Here is a 19,606-nt window from a genome sequence, read left to right as displayed (position 1 = left end):
CGGGCAGGGGGAGTTCAGTGGCCTTGCGGGCGGGTCGGGGGCAGCGGCCGTACGGGCCGGAGGGCGTTCAGCGGCCGTCGCCCGCGTCGGCGGGCTTCCAGCGGAACAGCTTCTTCTCGGCGAGGGTCAGCAGCCCCTCGGTGACCAGGGCGACGACCGCGAGGATGGTCATGGCGGCGTACACCCCGGCCGCGTTGAAGGTGCCCTGGGCGGCGGCGACCAGCAGGCCCAGGCCCTTGGTGGCGCCGATGTACTCGCCGACGATCGCGCCGATCAGCGCGAAGCCGAAGCTGACGTGCAGGCTGGTGAAGATCCAGGTGGTGGCGGCGGGGATGACCACCTGGAGGGTGACCCTGCGGTTGTCGGCGCCCAGGATGCGGGCGTTGGCGACCAGGTTGCGGTCGACCTCGCGGGCGCCCTGGAAGGCGTTGAAGAACACCGGGAAGAACACCAGCACCACCGCGGAGGCGACCTTGGAGGCCGGGCCGAGGCCGAACCAGATCAGGAAGATCGGGGCGAGCACGATGCGCGGGATGGCGTTGAGCACCTTGATGTACGGCCCGAACACCTCGGCCAGGAAGCGGATCCGGCCGAGCGCGATGCCCAGCAGCACACCGCAGACCACGCCGATCACCCAGCCGCTGAGGGCCTCGTACAGGGTGTAGCCGATCTGCTCGCCGAGCGAGCCCTGGGCGGTGCCGTGGGTGACCCACTGCCAGATCTGGTCCCAGATCCTGGACGGCTGCGAGAAGTTGAACGGGTCGACGACCTCGGTCCGGGCGCCCACCTCCCACAGTCCGAGGAAGGCGACCAGCACCCCGACCCGAGCCGCGTAGACGGTCAACTTCCGGTTGCGGGCGGCCCGTTCACGGGCCTCGGTCCGCGTGCCGGCGGCCGGGGGCTTCCCGGCCGCGGTCGCGGCGGTCTCGGACGCGGCGGTCTCGGACGCGGTCTCAAGCGGCACGACCCGCTCCTCTCTCCCGGGTGATGCGCACCTCTTCGCCGAGCGAGGCCCAGATCTCGCGGTACAGCTCGACGAACCTCGGTTCCAGCCGGACGGCCTCCACGGTGCGCGGTCGCGGCAGGTCGACGGTGAAGATCTCCTTGACGGTGGCCGGCCCGGCCGTCATCACGACGACCCGGTCGGCGAGCGCGATGGCCTCGTCCAGGTCGTGGGTGACGAAGACGACCGAGGCTGCGTTCTCGGAAGAACTCGTGCCGGCCCACAGCTCCAGCAACTGGTCGGACATCAGGGCGCGGGTCTGCACGTCCAGCGCCGAGAACGGCTCGTCCATCAGCAGGATGGCCGGGTCGTTGACGAAGGTCTGGGCGAGCGCGACGCGCTTGCGCATGCCGCCGGACAGCTGGTGCGGGTAGCGGTCCTCGAAGGCGGCCAGGCCGACCCGGCCCAGCCAGTCCCTGGCCCGTTCCTTCGCCTCGGCGGCCGGCACGCCGCGGAAGCGCGGCCCTGCCATGACGTTGGACAGCACGGTGCGCCAGGGGAAGACGGCGTCCTGCTGGAAGACGAACCCGACCTGGGGGTCGATCCCGCGCACGGGCTCTCCGTACACCCGGACCTCGCCCTCGGTGGGCTCCTCCAGACCGCTGACCAGGGTCAGCGTGGTGGACTTGCCGCAGCCGGTGGGGCCGACGACGGCGACGAACTCGCCCTGGGCGACGGTCAGATCGAGATCGCGGACGGCGGTGTGCAGTGCCCCGGAGGGGGTGCGGAAGCGTTTCGTCGCGCCGGTCAGCTCGATCGCCGGGGTGCTCATTCCCCACCTCGCTTCGCTCGGCGGGTGCTTCGCACCAGTGGCATCTCTCGGTGGTTCACTCGCTGCGCTCGCTCGCGCATTCGTTCCTCCCGGGTCAGTGCTTGCCCCGGAAAGGTAGGAGCGGGCCGGGCCCGGGCGGGAGCCTTCTCCGCGTAGTGCGACTTCTCCGCGTTGAGGGGTGTTCTGCTCGTTTTGCTTCCGCTACAACTGCGGGGACGCGGGCTGACAGAAACACGCCGGAAACATAGGGTGTCCCGACCCCTGGTACCCCCGCCCGCACCACCCCGAGAGGAGGCCCGGATGAAGCTCCCCCACTGGCCCCGCCGGGTCTTCGCCCAGCTCCTGCTGAGCCAGACCGTCGTCACCTTCGGTGTCGCCGCCGTGACCGCCGGGCTGTTCCTGGCCCCGGTCAGCAGCGAACTCGACCACGACGCGATGCAGCGGGCGCTGTCCATCGCCCAGGCCACCGCCACCGACGAGACGATCGCCCGGGCCGCCGACACCCGCGACGTCGTCACCGCGCAGCGCAACGCCGAACAGATCCGGCTGGCCACCGGCGCCAGCTTCGTCGTGGTCACCGACCTGGACGGCATCCGCCTCTCGCACACCGACCCGGGCCGGATCGGCCACCGGGTCAGCACCGACCCCGAGCCGGCGCTGGGCGGCCGCAGCGTCACCGCGATCCAGCAGGGCACCCTGGGCCGCACCGCCCGCGGCAAGGTGCCGCTGCGGACGGCGGACGGCCGGATCGTCGGCGAGGTGTCGGTCGGCATCAGCGACGACTCGATCCGCCGCCGACTGCTGAAGATGCTCACCGGCATCCTGCTGTGCGCCGGCGCGGGCCTGGCCGCCGGGACGGCCGCCACCCTCCTCCTGGCCCGCCGGCTCAAGCGCCGCACCCACAACATCGCGCTGGCCGACATCTCCGCGCTGCTGGCCGAGCGCGAGGCGATGCTGCACGGCATCCGCGAGGGCATGGTGGCGCTGGACGAGCGCGGCCGGATCCGGCTGGCCAACGACGAGGCCGTCCGGCTGCTCGGCCTGCCCGGGGACTGCACCGGCCGGCCGATCGCCGAGGTGCTGCCGCCGGGCCGGCTGACCGACGTGCTGACCGGGCGGATCACCGGCGCCGACCTGCCCGCCGTACGGGACGACCGGGTGCTGGTGGTCAACCGGATGGCCACCACGGAGGGCGCGGTGGTGACACTGCGCGACCGCACCGAACTGGAGTCGCTGGTCCGCGAGCTGGACACCACCCGCAGCCTGACCGAGGCGCTGCGCGCCCAGGACCACGAGCACGCCAACCGAATGCACACCCTGCTCGGCCTGCTCGAACTCGGCCGCCACGAACAGGCGGTGGCCTTCATCTCGGCGCAGTCCGGCTCGCACGCCGTGGTCGCCGCCCGGATCGCCGAGCAGGTGCAGGACCCGCACGTGGCGGCTCTGCTGGCGGGCAAGACGGCGGTGGCCGGCGAGCGCGGGGTGCGGCTGGTGCTGGCCCCGGCGGCGCACCTGCCGGACGCGGTGGTGGACGCCCGGGCGCTGGTGACGGTGCTCGGCAACCTGATCGACAACGCGGTGGACGCGCTGGCACCGGGCGGAGGCGGGCGGCTGGAGGTGACGCTGGCGGCGGCCGGCGCAACCCTGCTGCTGCAGGTCGCGGACAGCGGCCCGGGGGTACCGGAGGAGTTGCGCGAGCAGGTCTTCGAGGAGGGGTGGACCAGCAAGGACGCGCCCGCGCACCGTCCGCGCGGGCTGGGCCTGGCGATGGTGCGGCGGCTGGTCGAACGGACCGGCGGCCGGATCGTGCTCGACACCGGCCCGCTCGGCGGCGCCCGGTTCACCGTCGAGCTGCCCGAGGCCCTGCTCACCGCTCAGCTCGTGGAGGCGTGATGATCGACGTACTCGTGGTGGACGACGACTTCCGGGTCGCGGACGTGCACGCCGCGTACGTGGCCAGGGTGCCGGGCTTCCGGGTCACCGGCACCGCCCACTCGGCCGGGGAGGCGCTGGCCGCGCTGGAGCGCTGTCCCGTCGACCTGCTGCTGCTCGACCACCACCTGCCGGACGAGACCGGTCTGGCCCTTGTGCGCCGGCTGCGGGAACATCAGGTGGCCTGCGACGTCATGATGGTGACCGCCGCCCGGGACGTCTCCACGGTGCACGCCGCGATGCAGCACGGCGCGCTGCAGTACCTGGTGAAGCCGTTCACCTTCGCCGGGCTGCGGGACAAGCTGGTCTCGTACGCCCAGCTGCGGCACGCGCTGGCGACGCCCGCCCGGGAGGCCGGCCAGGACGAGGTGGACCGGCTGTTCGCGACCCTGCGCAGCGCCTGCGCGCCCGCCGGGTCGCTGCCGAAGGGCCACTCGGCGCCCACCACCGACCTGGTGCTGGGCGTGCTGCAGCGGGCCGGGCGGCCGCTGTCCGCCCAGGAGGTCGCCGACGCCACCGGCCTGAGCCGCTCGACGGCCCAGCGCTACCTCAAGCAGCTCGAACGGGACAGCCGGCTGCGGCTGACCCTGCGCTACGGCGACACCGGCCGCCCCGAGCACCGCTACGGGCTGGCCGCCAGGAGCGCGTAGCGCGTTTGCGACCCGCCCCGGACGCAGGGGAACCCCGGCGGCCCCAAGCCCGCCGGGGTTCCCGGGACACGGCCGCTAGGCCGCGCCCGCACCGGTGAGGGCGCGCACCTCCAGCTCGGCGAAGCGGTCCGCGTCGGCGGGCTCGGGCGAGGTGAGCGTCCCGATCCAGCCGGCCAGGAAGCCGAGCGGGATGGAGACGATGCCGGGGTTCTCCAGCGGGAACCAGTGGAAGTCGACGCCGGGGAACAGCGCCATCTTGGAGCCGGAGACCACCGGCGAGAACAACACCAGCACGATCGCCGGGACCAGTCCGCCGTACACCGACCAGACCGCTCCGCGGACGGTGAACCGCGACCAGAACAGGCTGTAGAGCAGCACCGGCAGGTTCGCGGAGGCGGCCACCGCGAAGGCCAGGCCGACCAGGAAGGCGACGTTCAGCTGCTGGGCGTAGAGGCTGATCACGATCGCCGCCGCGCCGATCCCGGCGGCGGCGAAGCGCGCGACCACCACCTCCTGCTGCTCGCTGGGCTTCTCGCCGACCTCTCCCCCCCGGCGTCGGCGCGGGCCGCCGCGCCAGGCGCCGGCCCAGATGTCGTGGGCGAAGGCCGCGGAGGACGCCAGGGTCAGCCCGGCGACCACGGCGAGGATGGTGGCGAAGGCGATCGCCGAGATCAGTGCGAACAGCACCACCCCGCCGGTGCTGCCGTTGCCGCCGCCGAGCACCAGGGCGAGCAGCGGGACGGCGGTGTTCCCGGCCGCGTTGGCGTGCCGCACCTCGGCCGAGCCGATCAGCGCGGTGGCACCCAGGCCGAGCGCGATGGCCATCAGGTAGAAGCCGCCGACCAGGCCGATCGCCCACATCGTGGAGCGGCGGGCGGCCCGGGCGGTGGGCACGGTGTAGAAGCGGGACAGGATGTGCGGCAGGCCGGCCGTGCCGAGCACCAGGGCCAGGCCGAGGCTGAAGAAGTCCAGCCGGCTGGTGAAGGACGCGCCGTACTTGAGCCCGGGTTCGAGGTAGCGGTGCCCGGAACCGCTGTGCTGGGCGGCCCGGCGCATCAGCTCGAAGAGGTCGCCGTGGAAGCGCACCACCAGCAGCACGGTGAGCAGCAACGAGCCCGCGATCAGCAGGAAGGCCTTGACGATCTGGATCCAGGTGGTGGCCCGCATGCCGCCGATCGTGACGTAGACGATCATCAGGGCGCCGACCGCGATGATGGTCCAGGTCCGTGCCTGGGCGCTGTCGGTGCCGAGCAGCAGGGCGACCAGCGAGCCCGCGCCGACCATCTGGGCGACCAGGTAGAGCAGGGTGACCACGACGCTGGCGCCGCCGGCCGCCGCCCGCACCCGGCGGCGGCGCAGCCGCAGCGCGAGCACGTCGGCGAGGGTGTACCGGCCGGCGTTGCGGACGAGTTCGGCGACCAGCATCAGCACGACCAGCCAGGCGACCAGGAAGCCGATGCTGTAGAGCACGCCGTCGTAGCCGTACAGGGCGATCAGCCCGGCGACGCCGAGGAAGGAGGCGGCGGAGAGATAGTCGCCAGAGAGGGCGAAGCCGTTCTGCAGCGGGGTGAAGCCGCGCCCGCCCGCGTAGAAGTCCTCGGCGGCGTTGCCCTGGCGGCCGACCCAGAGGGTGATGCCGAGGGTGACCAGGACGACGACGGCGAACAGCACGACCGCCAGGCCGTGGTGCTGGCCGGTGGGGGCGACGGGGGGCGGAGTGGCGGTGGTCATCACGCCGGTGGTCGCCGTCATCGCAGCTGGTCCTGGGTGTCCCAGCGCAGGCCCAGGGCGGCGCGGTCGCGCTTGGTCCGGGCGTTGCGGGCGTAGAGCCAGGTGAGCAGGAAGGTGGAGGCGAACTGCAGCAGGCCCAGTAGCCAGGCCACGTTGAGCGGGCCGGCCACCGGGCTGCGCATCGCGCCCGGTGCGACGGCCTCGGCGGCGACGTACAGCAGGTACCAGCCGAGGAAGGCGCCGCAGGCCGGGAAGACGAACGTCCGGTAGCTGCGCCGGATGTCCTGGAAGGCCGGGCTGGCCTGGACGCTCCGGTAGACCTGGGTGCTGTCGGGGGTGTCGGCCTGCGCGGTCGGCTCCTGCGCCACGGCGGCCGGGGCGACGGCGGCCGGGGCGACAGTGGGCACCGGCGGTACCGCCGGTGCGACGGACGGGGCGAACGGCGGTGCCGGCGGGACGGGCGGTGCCGGCGGGGCGGCCACCGGCTCGGCGGCGGCCGACTGGGCGTCGGCCGTGCGGGCGGGCCCCGGCTGGGCCGGTACCGCCGTTCGGCGGGGTGCGGCAGCCGACTCGGAAGCGGTGGCGGCGGCCTGAGCGGCCCACCAGTCGAATCGCTGCCCCTGGCCGGGACTGCTGGTCTGCTGCTGTGGCACTGCTGCTCCTGGGCCGGGCCGGCGTTCTGACCCGAACCATCATGGAGGCCGCCGGACACCGCCCCTGACCATCGCAGATACCTTCACTCAATGAGGTGATCGATCATCTGACGGACGCTCATCCGACTACTGCTGCATACCGGTGATTCCGTGCCGGAAGGCGTACGCGACCGCCTGCGCGCGGTCCCGCACCGCGGTCTTGGCGAACAGGTTGTTGATGTGCGTCTTCACGGTGGCCTGGCTCACGAACAGCCGCTGGGCGATCTCGGCGTTGGAGAGCCCCTCGGCGATCAGCGCGAGCACCTCCGCCTCCCGCACGGTCAGCCCGTCCGGCAGCTCCCCGGCCCGGGCGGCGCCCGGCGCGGCCGGTGCGCCCGAACCGCCCGGCGCACTCGGACCGCCCGCCGCACTCGGACCGCCCGGACCGCTCGGCACGCTCGGCGCGGACTTCGGCGAAGCCTCCGAAAGCCTCTCCAGCAGCCGGAGTTGAACCTGCGGGGAGAGCCCGGCCGCACCCGAGCGGACGTCCGCGATGGCCTTGGCGATCTCCTCGCCGCCGGCGTCCTTGGTGAGGTAACCGCGCGCCCCGGCCTGCAGCGCCGGGAACAGCGACTCGTCGTCGGCGTAGGTGGTGAGCACCACGACCTCGGTTCCCGGGTGCGCGGACCGGATCCGCCGGGTCGCCTCGACGCCGTCGACGCGCGGCATCCGCAGGTCCATCAGCACCACGTCCGGGTGTTGGCGCTCCACCAGGGCGACGGCCTCCTCCCCGTCCGCCGCCGCGCCGACCACCTCGATGCCGGGCAGCAGCCCCAACAGCATCACGATGCCCTCGCGCACCACCGTCTGGTCGTCCGCCACCAGCACCCTGGTGACCGCATCCGTCATGCCGGCACCCGCAGCAACACGCGCCACCCTCCGTCCTCCGGGCCCGCCAGCAGGGTGCCGCCGAGCAGTTCCGCGCGTTCGCGCATCCCCAGCAGACCGTACCCGCTGCCGCTGTCGGCCAGTTCACGGGAGGACGACCCGTCGGAGGACGGTCCACCGGGCTCGCCCGCGGACTGGCCGCGCGGTGCCCGGGCGTTGCGCACCTCCAGCTCCACCGCGTCGTCCAGGTAGCGCAGTTCGACCGAGCAGCGGGCGCCCGGCGCGTGCTTGCGCACGTTGGTCACCGCCTCCTGCGCCGTGCGCCGCACCGCCAGACCGGCCTCGGCGGCCAGCGGCCGGGGCGTGCCGGTGACGGTGAACGGGGCCCGCTCCCGCTCGGTCAGCTCCACCAGGAACTCCCCGACCGGTGTGAACTCCCCGCGCAGCGCGGACAGCGCCTGCCGGGTCTCGGCCAGCCCGTCCTGCGCCATCCGCCGTGCGGCGACGACTCGTTCGCGGACCTGTTCGCGGTCCGTCCCGGCGTCCAGCATCAGCCGGGCCGCCTCCAGGTGGACCAGCTGCGCGGAGAGGCTGTGGGCGAGCACGTCGTGGATCTCCCGGGCGATCCTGGCCCGTTCGGCGAGTGCCGCGCTCTCCGCCTCGGCGGCCCGGGCGGCGCGCTCCTGGACCAGCAGCCGGCGGGCGGTACCGCGCGCCTCGATGTCCAGCCGCAGCAGGAAGCCGAGCAGGGCGACGCCGCCGATGGTGGCGACGATGCTGAGCCAACTCGCCCAGCTGGCCGCGGTGTACGAGCCCAGCGCGGCCGTGCCGACGGCCAGTGCGGGCGCTGGCGGCAGCCGGACCAGCGCGACCACGGCCAGTCCCACCCAGATCAGGTCGGCGAGCGCGTAGGCCCGCCCCCAGTTCGCCAGCCAGGCCGCCCCGACCAGGGCGGCGGCCAGCAGGTAGGAGGCGGCCGGGCGCTGTTCCCGGCTGGCCTGGAGGAACGCCGCGCAGAGGGCGGCGGCCGCCGCCAGCCCGGCCGCCGCGGCCGCCGCCGCCCAGCCGGTGTACTTGCCGTCGGCGAAGGTCCCCCAGCCGACGACGGCCAGCACGACGATCCGGCCCAGCACGGTGAGGACCCGCCGCGGTCCGCTCTCGGCGTCGCGCTCCATCCCCTCCCGGGACGGCCAGCGGGTCCAGTACCACCCGGCCACGGGTGCCTCCTCGGTGCTCACTGCGGTGGATCAGTGCAGTACGGCGGTCGCCTGCGCGGGCTCCAGCGTCCGGGCCCTCCAGTTGACCACGAGCGAGCGGACCAGCAGCAGGACCGCCATGCCGAGCATCAGCGAGCTGCCCGCCTGGTGGACGCCCAGGGCCGAGCCGATCGCGTACAGGCCGATCCGGATGGCCAGCATCCCGCCCCAGGCGGCCAGGGTGGCCTTGGTTCCCTTGACCAGGACCTTGCCGTCGGCGGCCCGCCAGATCCGCACGGTCCAGCCCCAGACCGTTCCCATCGCGAGCACGGTGAGCAGCCCCGCGACGAGCAGGGTGGCCGACAGTGCGGCGTGGTGGTGGTCGATGATCTGCGGATCGCGCAGCGCGAGCACACCCAGGATCAGCGGCAGCAGCCAGAAGCGGCGCTCGGTGTCCAGGCGCTGGACGCGCATCTGGCGCTGGACCACCAGGACCACCACCGCGGCGGTCACGAGGAGGTTGACTACGGCAGTCATGGGGGGTTCTCCGTCCCAGGGAGAGGCTTTCGCTGACCTCTCCGACGCTACGGATCCGCCGCTCCCCGCTGATCGGCGCCGGGGTGGAGCCCGGGTGGAACCGGCAGCGCGAGGGCCCTCCACCCACGGGTGGAGGGCCCCGGCCGGGCGCGTCAGGCGTCGATACGGGAGCGGTCCAGGGTGGCCGCCGAGTCCACGATGAACTCCTTGCGCGGGGCGACGTCGTTGCCCATCAGCAGGTCGAAGATCTTCTCGGCCTGCTCCAGGTCACCCAGGTTGATCCTGCGCAGGGTGCGGTGGCGCGGGTCCATGGTGGTCTCGGCCAGCTGGTCGGCGTCCATCTCGCCCAGGCCCTTGTACCGCTGCACCGGCTCCTTCCAGCGCTGCCCCTTGCGCTGGAACTCCAGCAGGGTGGAGCGCAGTTCGGCGTCGGAGTAGGTGTAGTGGTACTTCTCCTGGCCGCGCTTGGGGTTGGTGAGCTCGATCCGGTGCAGCGGCGGGACGGCGGCGAAGACCCGGCCCTGCTCGACCATCGGCCGCATGTAGCGGTGGAAGAGGGTCAGCAGCAGGGTACGGATGTGCGAACCGTCCACGTCGGCGTCGGCCATGAAGATCACCCGGCCGTAGCGGGCCTGGTCGATGTCGAAGGTGCGGCCCGAACCTGCCCCTATCACCTGGATGATCGCGGCGCACTCGGCGTTCTTGAGCATGTCGCTCACCGAGGCCTTCTGGACGTTGAGGATCTTGCCGCGGATCGGCAGCAGCGCCTGGAACTCGGAGTTGCGGGCGAGCTTGGCGGTGCCGAGGGCGGAGTCCCCCTCGACGATGAACAGTTCGCTGCGCTCGACGTCGTCGCTGCGGCAGTCGGCCAGCTTGGCGGGCAGCGAGCTGGTCTCCAGCGCGGTCTTGCGGCGCTGCGCCTCCTTGTGCTGCCGGGCGGCGACCCGGGTGCGGGCGGCGGCGACGACCTTCTCCAGCACGGCGCGGGCCTGCTGCTTCTGGTCCTTCTTGGCCGAGGTGAGGAAGGCCTTGAGTTCCTTGGCGACGACGGCCGCGACGATCCGGTTGGCCGCCGAGGTGCCCAGCACCTCCTTGGTCTGGCCCTCGAACTGCGGCTCGGCGAGCCGGACGGTGACCACGGCGGTGAGGCCCTCGGTGGCGTCGTCCTTGGTGATGTCGTCCTCGGCGACGCGCAGCAGCTTGCTGGAGCGCAGCACCTCGTTGACGGTCTTGGCCAGCGAGCGCTCGAAGCCGGTGACGTGGGTACCGCCCTTGGGGGTGGCGATGATGTTGACGAAGGAGCGCAGCGTGGTGTCGTAGCCGGTGCCCCAGCGCAGCGCGATGTCCACTCCGAGGTGGCGGGTGACCTCCGTCGGGGTCATGTGGCCGAGGTCGTCCAGGACCGGCACGGTCTCCTTGAAGGTGCCCTCGCCGCGCAGCCGCAGCACGTCGCTGACCGGCTTGTCGGGGGCCAGGAACTCGCAGAACTCGGCGATGCCGCCGTCGTAGTGGAAGACCGACTCCTCGACCTGCTCGCTCTCGGTGAGCCGCTCGTCACGCACGACGATGGTAAGTCCGGGGACGAGGAAGGCGGTCTGCCGGGCGCGGTTGTGCAGGTTCTCCAGGGACAGCTTGGCGTCCTTGAGGAAGATCTGCCGGTCGGCCCAGTAGCGGATCCGGGTGCCGGTGCGGGTCTTGGGCACCTTGCGGGTCCGGGTGAGGCCGTTGGCGGGCTCGAAGGGCGCGTCCGGGGTGGCCTCGGTGAAGATGCCAGGGGTCCCGCGGCGGAAGCTGATCGCGTGGGTGTGGCCGTTGCGGTCGACCTCGACGTCCAGCCGCGCGGAGAGCGCGTTGACGACCGAGGCGCCGACGCCGTGCAGACCGCCGGAGGCCGCGTACGAGCCGCCGCCGAACTTGCCGCCCGCGTGCAGCTTGGTCATCACGACCTCGACGCCCGACAGTCCGGTCTTGGGCTCGACGTCGACCGGGATGCCGCGGCCGTTGTCGCGGACCTCGACCGAGGAGTCCGGGTGCAGCAAGACCTCGATGCGGTCGCAGTAGCCGCCCAGCGCCTCGTCGACCGAGTTGTCGATGATCTCCCAGAGGCAGTGCATCAGACCACGGCTGTCGGTGGAACCGATGTACATGCCGGGGCGCTTGCGGACGGCCTCCAGGCCCTCCAGGACGAGCAGGTGCCGCGCGGTGTAGTTGGAACCGTCGTCGCCGGCCAGCAGCGCGGACGGCACGGTCGTTTCGGCACTCACGCGGCACTCTCCTCGGTGAAGTTCTGTCTCATCGGTCACATCCGGACGCATCCGGACCATCCGCCAGTGCAGCACGCCGCACCGACAGTCGTCGCTCCCTGTGCTCGCACCCCTGCGACGGGTGCACAGCACGGCGGGCCGGCCCGGCGCAGCTTGTACGCGCTGCGCGAACAAGGACCGCCCTCGGGTGTGGGCCCCGGGGGCGCCATCTCCTCCCGCTACCACCGGTCCTGGCGGAACGTGGGGTCGGGAAGGGGCTCCGGAACTGCCGTTATGCAGGCTACCGGGGCCCGGGACGGGGCTTATGCTCCAACCCGGCAGAGGATTATGCTACGCGGACCTCGACACCGGTCCCGATCGGACGTTCGAGCGATGGGCGGATCCCGGGATTCGGCACGCATGAACCACCGGCCCCCGGGGCACGTCCTCATCAACACAGCAGAATCCTCAGAGAAGAAAAGCCACGAGCGGGAACGTTTTCGGCCTGGTTGGATGTTGACCCTGGTACGACAGCTCGTCGAGCTAGAGAAGAGGCGACGTGACTACTGTTCTGACACCTGCGAGCCCGCTGACCGCGGCTGACCGCTGCGACCGCTGCGGCGCCCAGGCCTACCTGCGCGTCGTACTCGCCAGCGGCGGAGAGCTGCTCTTCTGCGCCCACCACGGCCGGAAGTTCGAGCCCGAGCTCAAGAAGATCGCCGTGGAGATACAGGACGAGAGCGGCCGTCTCACCACCAGCACCACCGCGACGGCCGTCGACGACGAGCGCTGATCAAAGGCGCCCCATCCAGCCGGCATGAGCTGTGTCCGGTCGCGCACGGTGCGCGACCGGGGAGCCGGGTGGTCAACCCCTTCGGGGGCCGACCACCCGGCTTCGCTGTTCCCGAACGCTTCTCCGGACGGTTCTCGCCGCGTTCTCCCGCATGGGCCCGCGTTCGCCCGCCCGGGACCGCGCCGGCGCCCCATCGGACCCGAAAACGGCGTCAGAACGTCACCGCACCATCACCCGCAGCGATGCTCAGAGCGCCGAGTGCACCGCGTCCGTGACAGATGACACCCTGGTGTAGACCCCCGGGTGGGCCGCCTCGGCGCAGCCCGTCCCCCAGGACACCAGTCCGGCCAGCCGGCCGGCCACGATCAGCGGACCGCCGCTGTCCCCCTGGCAGGCGTCCTTGCCGCCCTTCTCCTCGCCCGCGCAGACCATGCCCCGGGCGTCGAACTTGCTCTCCGGCCCGCCCGGGTAGGCGTGCGCGCAGGTCTGGTCCGGGACGATGTGCACGTCCACCCCGCGCAGCACCGGCGAGTAGTCGCCCCGGCCACTGGTGTCGCCCCAGCCGTAGACCTGCGCGCCGGTCCCGGCCGCGTACGGCCCGCTCTCGCCCTGGCCGACCAGGCCGACCACCGGCCGGGCGCCCTGGGACTCGGCGAGGGTGAGCACCGCCACGTCGTTCATGTTCGCCGCGAAGTCGTAGTCGGGGTGGATCCAGACCTGCTGGACGGCCACCTCGTGGCCGGTCGAGCCGCGCATGTCGTCCCGGCCGACGATCACCTTGAGGCCGGGCCGGTCCACCCGCCCCTTGGACTCGTCGTAGAAGCAGTGCGCGGCCGTCACCACCTTGGTCGGGGTGACCAGCGCGCCGCCGCAGAACTGGCCGGAACGTCCGCTGCCGAACTGCTGGCGGCTGGACAGCGCCACGATCCACGGGTGGTCCGCGGTGCTCACCGTCTCACCCCCGACCACCCGCCGCTGCGCCTCGGCCGGGGCGGCCGCACCGAGGGCGACCAGCGGCACCGGGACGGCGGCGAGCAGCGCCAGCAGGGCGCCCCGCCGACGGCGGCCGGTCCGGTCGGCCCTCGGGGCCGCAGGCGCAACGGTGGCACGGACGGCCGTCGGGGCGGCCCGGCACGGGGCGGGGGTCGGCAGGTCGGCTCGATCCGGGTCGGTCAGCACCGTGACTCCACAAGGCTCGGCAGCAGGCAACCGGCACAGCGTAGGTGCTCAACTACACTGCGCGACCCGATCCCGGTACGCCGCCACCCGGACGAGCGACAAGCGCCGCCCGGACGCTGACGCACCGCCCCCGAACGGCCCGAAGGCCCGGAACCGCACGGTTCCGGGCCTTCGTCGCGTACTGCCGTCGATCAGTCGAGGTAGTCGCGCAGCACCTGGGAACGCGACGGGTGGCGCAGCTTCGACATGGTCTTCGACTCGATCTGGCGGATGCGCTCACGGGTGACCCCGTACACCTTGCCGATCTCGTCGAGCGTCTTCGGCTGACCGTCCGTCAGTCCGAAGCGCATCGAGACCACGCCGGCCTCGCGCTCGGACAGGGTGTCCAGCACCGAGTGCAGCTGCTCCTGGAGCAGGGTGAAGGAGACCGCGTCGGCCGGGACGACCGCCTCGGAGTCCTCGATCAGGTCACCGAACTCGCTGTCGCCGTCCTCGCCCAGCGGGGTGTGCAGCGAGATCGGCTCGCGGCCGTACTTCTGGACCTCGATGACCTTCTCGGGGGTCATGTCGAGTTCCTTGGCCAGCTCCTCCGGGGTGGGCTCGCGGCCCAGGTCCTGGAGCATCTGGCGCTGGACGCGGGCCAGCTTGTTGATGACCTCGACCATGTGCACCGGGATGCGGATGGTGCGGGCCTGGTCGGCCATGGCGCGGGTGATCGCCTGACGGATCCACCAGGTCGCGTAGGTCGAGAACTTGTAGCCCTTGGTGTAGTCGAACTTCTCGACCGCACGGATCAGACCGAGGTTGCCCTCCTGGATCAGGTCCAGGAACAGCATGCCGCGACCGGTGTAGCGCTTGGCCAGCGAGACCACCAGGCGGAGGTTGGCCTCCAGCAGGTGGTTCTTGGCCCGGCGGCCGTCCTCGGCGATGATCTCCAGCTCGCGCTTGAGCTTCGGGGCGAGCTTGTCGGCGGCCGAGAGCTTGTCCTCGGCGAACAGGCCGGCCTCGATGCGCTTGGCGAGCTCGACCTCCTGCTCGGCGTTGAGCAGCGGGACCTTGCCGATCTGCTTCAGGTAGTCCTTGACCGGGTCTGCGGTGGCACCGGCGACGGCGACCTGCTGGGCCGGCGCGTCGTCCTCGTCGTCGTCGGAGAGGACGAAGCCCTCCGACTCCTCCTCCGGACCGGCCTCGGCCTCGGCCTTGTCACCGGGCAGCGCGACGTCTTCCAGCAGCTCCTCGTCGCCGAGCAGCTCCTCGTCGCCACCCTTGCCGGCCTTGGCGGCGGTGGTCTTCTTGGCGGCGGTCTTCTTGGCGGGCGCGGCGGTCTTCTTGGCCGCGGCCTTCTTGGCCGGGGCGGCCTTCTTCGCCGCGACCGACTTCGCCTCGGCGACGACGCTGGTCGTCCCCTCGACGGTGATCTCGGCGGAGACGGTGGGGGCGGGCGCCGCGGCGGCGGCCGCGACGGCCGGAGCCGCGACGGGCGCGCCGGGGGCGATCCGCACGGGCGGCTTGGTCGGGGCCGACGGAGCGGCCGGAGTCCGGGTGGTGACAGCCTTGGTGGCGGTGCGCTTGGTGGGGCTCTTGGCAGCAACGCTCTTGCGCTTGGCGCCGGCCGGCTCGGCCGCGCTGACCATGAGGTCCACCCCCTCCTCAATCAGCACCTGGTTGAGGCTGCGCATGACGTTCTTCCACTTGGTGACCGGGATCTGGTCCGCCTCGAACGCCTGGCGCACGTCGTCACCGGCGATCTGCCCCTGGGCCTTGCCCCGCTCGATGAGCGCCAGCAGAGCCGCGGACTCGGCGATCTCGGGGGGAAGCGAACGGGATGTGCTGGCCGACACGAACAACCTCTCGGACGATGAGTGGACTCGAACCCGTACCGGCCGCCCGAGCGGGCGGGGAAGGAGATCGCGCGCCGGGCGCGCGGTGTCGATTCCGACCGACTCGGGCTTGAGGACTGGGTTTGCAGGACGGCAGCAGCGCCGCGGACCAACACAGCATTCTGACATGTTGGAGTATTCCGGAGCTGCTTCCGCTCAGGACACATCGCTGCTACTCGTCAAGTGTTACGCATGGCCTTGGTGTCGCGGGTCACACCGCTCGGCGCCCGCGGCCCCGGGGCCGGGATCCATCATCGCGCACTCTCGGCCGAGTTGATTGTCATGGAATTGTCATCCCATCGAGGGGGCGGGGGCGTGCTCGGCTTCCGCGGCTCGGCCTCGCGGCCGCCGTCGGCCGGGGTCGGCGCTCTCCGCCGCGCAGAGGCCCTCCGGCTGCGCCGCGCGGTGCGGCCGGAGGGCCCTGGAGGAGCGGACCGCCTCCGGTGCGTCCGCTCGCCGAGAACAGCCCGCTCAGTGCTCCCGGGGCGCTGGGACGGAGGGCTCGATCTCGGGGTGGACGGTGAGCAGCGCACGCATCGCGACCTCGCCCGCGGTGCCGTCGCCCGTGCCCAGCGCGTCCACCAGCCGGGCGTGCAGGCTGACCGAGGACTCGGACGGCCGCTCGCAGGAGATCGCCGGACCGCCCGAGACCTGCAGCGCGCAGGAGACGATCCCCGACAGGTGCTCCAGCATCCGGTTGCCGGCCATCTGCAGGACCAGGGCGTGCAGCTCGGCATCGGCGCGGGTGTACGTGGACAGGTCGGCCTGGGCGGCGGTGTGGCCCATGATCTCGACCAGCTCGACCAGCCGCTGCTGGACGTCCTCCCGACCGTGACCGGCGGCGAGGCGGGCGGCCAGGGGTTCGATCGCCCAGCGGAGCTCGAACAGCTCCCGACGCTGCTCGTCCCGCTGCGGGCCGAAGGCGCGCCACTCGATGATGTCCGGGTCCAGCAGGTTCCAGTCGCCCACCGGGCGGACCCGGGTGCCGACGTTCGGACGGGCGCTGACCAGGCCCTTGGCCTCCAGCACGCGCAGCGACTCGCGGACGACGGTCCGGGAGACCTCGAACCGCTGGCCGATCTCCTCCGGCACGAGCGGACGGTCGGCACCGAGGTCGCCGGAGACGATCATCTGGCCGAGCTGCTGGACCAGCTGGCCGTGCAGGCCGCGCCCGCGGCTGCTGGTGGTCTTGCGGCCGACCCGGCCGATGTCGGACTCGGCGCCCTCCCAGCGGGGCGCCGGCGGGGTCGGCCGGTCGGCGTACGAGAAGCGGTCCAGATCGCCGGGACCGTGGATGGGCCCTTCGGCGGAACGGGCGGGGGTCATGGTGGGGTGCGCAAGGGTACTCACGCCTCCTTTGTCGGCGATCAGCAGGCGCAGCTTGAGAATTCTCGTGAAAAGCACACGAAAGGGTGATCGACCGTGACTGGATAATTGACTTCTTATCAGGAAGAACCGCTCATTACGGTCACCGATGGTCGATCTTGCTGCTTCGGGGCTCCGCGCGGTGCCGGGGCGGGACGGTCGGGGCCCGCCGTGAGACGCGACGGGCCCCGGTGCGAGGTGCGGCGACTCCAGGCGGGTCCGGGGGACTCCAGGCGGGTCCGGGCGGGTGCGGGCGGATCCGGGCGGGCCCGGACGGGCCGGGGAGGTCCGGACGGGTCTACAGCGAGCGGCGGCGGACCTGGACGAGCAGGGCGGCCAGCATCAGGGCCACCGCAGGGACCGCGACCGCGGCCAGCAGCGCCGGGTCCGTCAACGCCGCGCTCCCCGCCGCGGCCTCGCGCGCCCCGCCGTACACCCAGCCGTAGGCCCACTCGATCCCGGACTGGAAGGGCAGCAGCTCCGCCGCCCTGGTCGGCCAGGGACGGCCGGTCCGGCGCAGCAGAAGGGCGACGCCGGACTCCAGCAGCGGCGGCAGCGCGCACAGCAGCAGCACGCCGGCTGCGGCGCTGCGGGTCAGCGAGGCGGTCAGGACGCCGGTCCAGGCGGCCACCACGGTCAGCAGGACGAAGGCCAGCAGTGCGGCCGGAACCCCGTGGCCCACCACCAGCGCCACCGGGGCGAACACGCCCGGCAGGTCGGCCGGCCCGCCCAGCCCGACGGCGCCCAGCGCCTCGGACACCCGGTCTGACAACGCCTCGGGGTCCGTCCAGGCCGGCACCGTCACCCCGGCCGGCAGCGCGAGGTGCACGGCCACCGTGTCGAGCAGCACGGTCACCAGCGCCAGCAGCGCCGCCACCGGGCCGACCACCAGCAGCTTGGCCAGCAGCAGCCGCACCCGCCGGAAGTACGTCACCTGCGAGGCCGCCAACCCGGGGTGGCGCACCTCGTGCCCGTACGAGAGCGCGCCCAGCAGCCCGGCTCCGAGCGCCGCGAAGGGCAGCGGGATCAACGGGACGGCGGCGGTCAGCAGCCGGACACCGGCCGGGGCGGCCAGCGGGCCGGCCGGGGCCTGGCCCGCCAGGACGGCGGCCACGACGACGTCACAGAGCAGGACGGCGGCCAGCAGCAGCCAGGTGGAACGCAGGCCGCGCAGGCGGCGCAGCTCGTAGGCCAGGTCACGCACGGTTCACTCGCTCCGGTGGTCGTCGGGGGTGGCGGGAGTCTTGCCGGCGGTGACCCGGCCGAGGCGGACGGTGTCGTCACTGAGCAGGTCGGCAGCGCTCTCGCGGTACTGCGAGGGCTGGGTGGGGGCGGCATCGGAGCGGACGGGCTCGGTGCGGGCGGGCTCGGTGCGCGCGGGCTCGGGGGCCGGGGTGGGGCGGGCGGCGGGGGTCAGCTGGTTGCGGAGGAGCCGGTCGACGGCGGGTGCGTGGTCCGCCTGCGGGGCCGCGGTGAGGGCGGGCAGGACGGCCGTCACTGCAGCGACAGGCAACGCTCGGGTGGGCCGGACCGCCGCGTCGTCCCGGGCTCGGCCCTCCGTGGCTGGCTCCGGGACGGTCGGGACGGCGGAGGCGGGGCGGTCGGGGAGCGTGGGCAGAGGTGCCGGGGTGGCACTCGGCTCCGGGGTCGGCGGCGTGGCCTCGGTGACGGAGGTGTGGGCCGACGCGTGCGCCATCTCCTGTGCGGTCTCGTGTGCTGCCTCGGAATCCCGCTGGAGGCCGAGGTGCCCGGAGTTTCCCGAGGTCACCGGCGGGGCGGCGCGGGGCACCGGCTGCTCGACCACCCGGTCGGCCAGTTCGTGCAGCAGGATCCCGTTGCGATAGGCGAGTTCACCGATCTCGGTGCGGTCGATGCCCGCCACCGCGAGGCCCGCGCCGCCGTCCGGGCGCACCCGGGCGCCCTGGTTGACCAGCATGTCGGCCAGCCGGGCCATCTGCGGCCCCCGGACGGCCACCTCGGGGCTGAGCCTGGTCCGGCAGAACTCCGCGACCGGCTGGTCGGCCACCAGACGGCCGCGGTCCAGAGTGACCACCCGGTCCGCGAGCTGCGCGGCCTCCCGCGGGGTCCGGGTGGTCACCAGCACCGTTCCGCCCGCGACGGCGAAGGAGCGTAGGAAGGAGTGGAACCACTCGACGTTGCGCGGGGACAGGCCTTCGGTGGGCGCGTCCAGCAGGAGTGTGCCGGGGTCGCCGAGCAGTGCGGCGGCAAGCGAGAGTCGGCGGTGCATGCCCGGTGAGAAGGTGCGCAGCCGCTGCTCGGCGACGGCGGACAACCGGGTCTGCTCCAGCAGCTCGTCGGCCCGCCGGACGGGGACGCCGACGGCCGCGGCCAGCATCCGCAGGTGGCCGCGCGCCTTGCGCCCAGGGTTTCCGGCCACCGCGGTGGCGCCGTCCCCCGGCCCGGACAGCAGCACACCGATCTGACGCTCGGGACGCCGGATCCGGCGGTAGGGGCGGCCGTCGAAGAGCGTGACGCCCTGGCCGCGTTCGAGTTCGAGCATCAGCCGTAGCGCGGTGGACTTGCCGGCGCCCTCGTCGCCGAGCAGCACGGTCACCATGCCGGGCCGGGCGTCGAAGGTCACATCGAGCACGATGGGCGGTGCGCCCTTGTGACGGACCTTGGTCAGTCCGGTGATCTGGATCATCGCTGGCTGCTCCCATGCCCTCGGCCTACCTGCTCGACGCCAGCACATTAGGGGTCGACAACGCCGATTCCGGGCATTACCGAAACGCCACGGGCCCGCCGCCCGCCTGCCTCACCCGATCAGGGGACAATCCGATCCTG

At 72.8% G+C, this 19,606-nt stretch carries 16 protein-coding genes; 3 read left to right on the top strand and 13 right to left on the bottom strand.

Features of this window, described 5'->3' with window-relative positions:
• Positions 1–67: 67 nt before the first annotated feature.
• Together HS99_RS24905 and HS99_RS24900 are read right to left on the bottom strand one after the other, a co-directional pair.
• Positions 68–964: an ABC transporter permease gene (locus HS99_RS24905; RefSeq protein WP_030285427.1), complete on the bottom strand. Its 897-nt coding sequence runs from the start codon at positions 962–964 to the stop codon at positions 68–70.
• Positions 954–1,775, bottom strand: a complete 822-nt coding sequence (locus HS99_RS24900) for an ABC transporter ATP-binding protein (RefSeq protein WP_030285425.1) — start codon at positions 1,773–1,775, stop codon at positions 954–956. Before HS99_RS24900 ends, HS99_RS24905 begins: the two co-directional genes overlap by 11 nt.
• Positions 1,776–2,075: 300 nt before the next feature.
• Between HS99_RS24900 and HS99_RS47890 the strand changes: the two genes are divergently transcribed.
• Together HS99_RS47890 and HS99_RS24890 are read left to right on the top strand one after the other, a co-directional pair.
• Complete coding sequence (locus tag HS99_RS47890; RefSeq protein WP_030554051.1) at positions 2,076–3,668, top strand: sensor histidine kinase; 1,593 nt, start codon at positions 2,076–2,078, stop codon at positions 3,666–3,668.
• Positions 3,668–4,357 (top strand): response regulator, encoded by a 690-nt coding sequence (locus HS99_RS24890; protein ID WP_030554049.1) that lies wholly within the window; start codon positions 3,668–3,670, stop codon positions 4,355–4,357. Before HS99_RS47890 ends, HS99_RS24890 begins: the two co-directional genes overlap by 1 nt.
• Before the next feature lie 75 nt (positions 4,358–4,432).
• Here the strand turns inward: HS99_RS24890 and HS99_RS24885 are convergent, their stop codons facing one another.
• The 6 genes from HS99_RS24885 to HS99_RS24860 form a co-directional block, all read right to left on the bottom strand.
• Entirely contained in the window at positions 4,433–6,109 is a 1,677-nt protein-coding gene (locus tag HS99_RS24885; protein ID WP_370863294.1) for a monocarboxylic acid transporter, read from the bottom strand.
• Positions 6,106–6,741 (bottom strand): DUF485 domain-containing protein, encoded by a 636-nt coding sequence (locus tag HS99_RS24880; RefSeq protein ID WP_232790699.1) that lies wholly within the window; start codon positions 6,739–6,741, stop codon positions 6,106–6,108. Before HS99_RS24880 ends, HS99_RS24885 begins: the two co-directional genes overlap by 4 nt.
• Before the next feature lie 126 nt (positions 6,742–6,867).
• A complete protein-coding gene (locus HS99_RS24875) occupies positions 6,868–7,629 on the bottom strand; it encodes a response regulator transcription factor (protein WP_030554045.1) in 762 nt (253 codons plus the stop codon).
• A complete protein-coding gene (locus HS99_RS24870) occupies positions 7,626–8,783 on the bottom strand; it encodes a sensor histidine kinase (protein ID WP_046386377.1) in 1,158 nt (385 codons plus the stop codon). The genes HS99_RS24875 and HS99_RS24870 overlap by 4 nt, the downstream gene beginning before the upstream one ends.
• 72 nt (positions 8,784–8,855) lie before the next feature.
• Positions 8,856–9,341 (bottom strand): CcdC protein domain-containing protein, encoded by a 486-nt coding sequence (locus tag HS99_RS24865; protein ID WP_037829947.1) that lies wholly within the window; start codon positions 9,339–9,341, stop codon positions 8,856–8,858.
• A gap of 152 nt (positions 9,342–9,493) precedes the next feature.
• Positions 9,494–11,605: a DNA gyrase/topoisomerase IV subunit B gene (locus HS99_RS24860; RefSeq protein ID WP_030285406.1), complete on the bottom strand. Its 2,112-nt coding sequence runs from the start codon at positions 11,603–11,605 to the stop codon at positions 9,494–9,496.
• 538 nt (positions 11,606–12,143) lie between these two features.
• On the opposite strand from HS99_RS24860, the gene HS99_RS24855 reads away from it, so the two are divergent.
• Complete coding sequence (locus tag HS99_RS24855; RefSeq protein WP_030285403.1) at positions 12,144–12,377, top strand: DUF7455 domain-containing protein; 234 nt, start codon at positions 12,144–12,146, stop codon at positions 12,375–12,377.
• A gap of 246 nt (positions 12,378–12,623) precedes the next feature.
• On the opposite strand, the gene HS99_RS24850 is transcribed toward HS99_RS24855, so the two are convergent.
• From HS99_RS24850 to HS99_RS24830, 5 genes are all read right to left on the bottom strand, one after another.
• A complete protein-coding gene (locus HS99_RS24850; protein ID WP_030285401.1) occupies positions 12,624–13,424 on the bottom strand; it encodes a S1 family peptidase in 801 nt (266 codons plus the stop codon).
• A gap of 323 nt (positions 13,425–13,747) precedes the next feature.
• Positions 13,748–15,403 (bottom strand): RNA polymerase sigma factor, encoded by a 1,656-nt coding sequence (locus HS99_RS24845; RefSeq protein WP_043388755.1) that lies wholly within the window; start codon positions 15,401–15,403, stop codon positions 13,748–13,750.
• 504 nt (positions 15,404–15,907) lie between these two features.
• Complete coding sequence (locus tag HS99_RS24840; RefSeq protein ID WP_037829944.1) at positions 15,908–16,840, bottom strand: FadR/GntR family transcriptional regulator; 933 nt, start codon at positions 16,838–16,840, stop codon at positions 15,908–15,910.
• Positions 16,841–17,099: 259 nt separating this feature from the next.
• Positions 17,100–18,005: a hypothetical protein gene (locus HS99_RS24835; RefSeq protein ID WP_030598167.1), complete on the bottom strand. Its 906-nt coding sequence runs from the start codon at positions 18,003–18,005 to the stop codon at positions 17,100–17,102.
• A gap of 3 nt (positions 18,006–18,008) precedes the next feature.
• Positions 18,009–19,466, bottom strand: a complete 1,458-nt coding sequence (locus HS99_RS24830; protein ID WP_050366556.1) for an ATP-binding cassette domain-containing protein — start codon at positions 19,464–19,466, stop codon at positions 18,009–18,011.
• Positions 19,467–19,606: the final 140 nt, after the last annotated feature.

It is taken from the genome of Kitasatospora aureofaciens, from assembly GCF_001188955.3.
Lineage (GTDB): Bacteria > Actinomycetota > Actinomycetes > Streptomycetales > Streptomycetaceae > Kitasatospora > Kitasatospora aureofaciens.
Note: the sequence above shows the minus strand (reverse complement) of the source record. Positions and strands in the feature narration are given on the sequence as shown.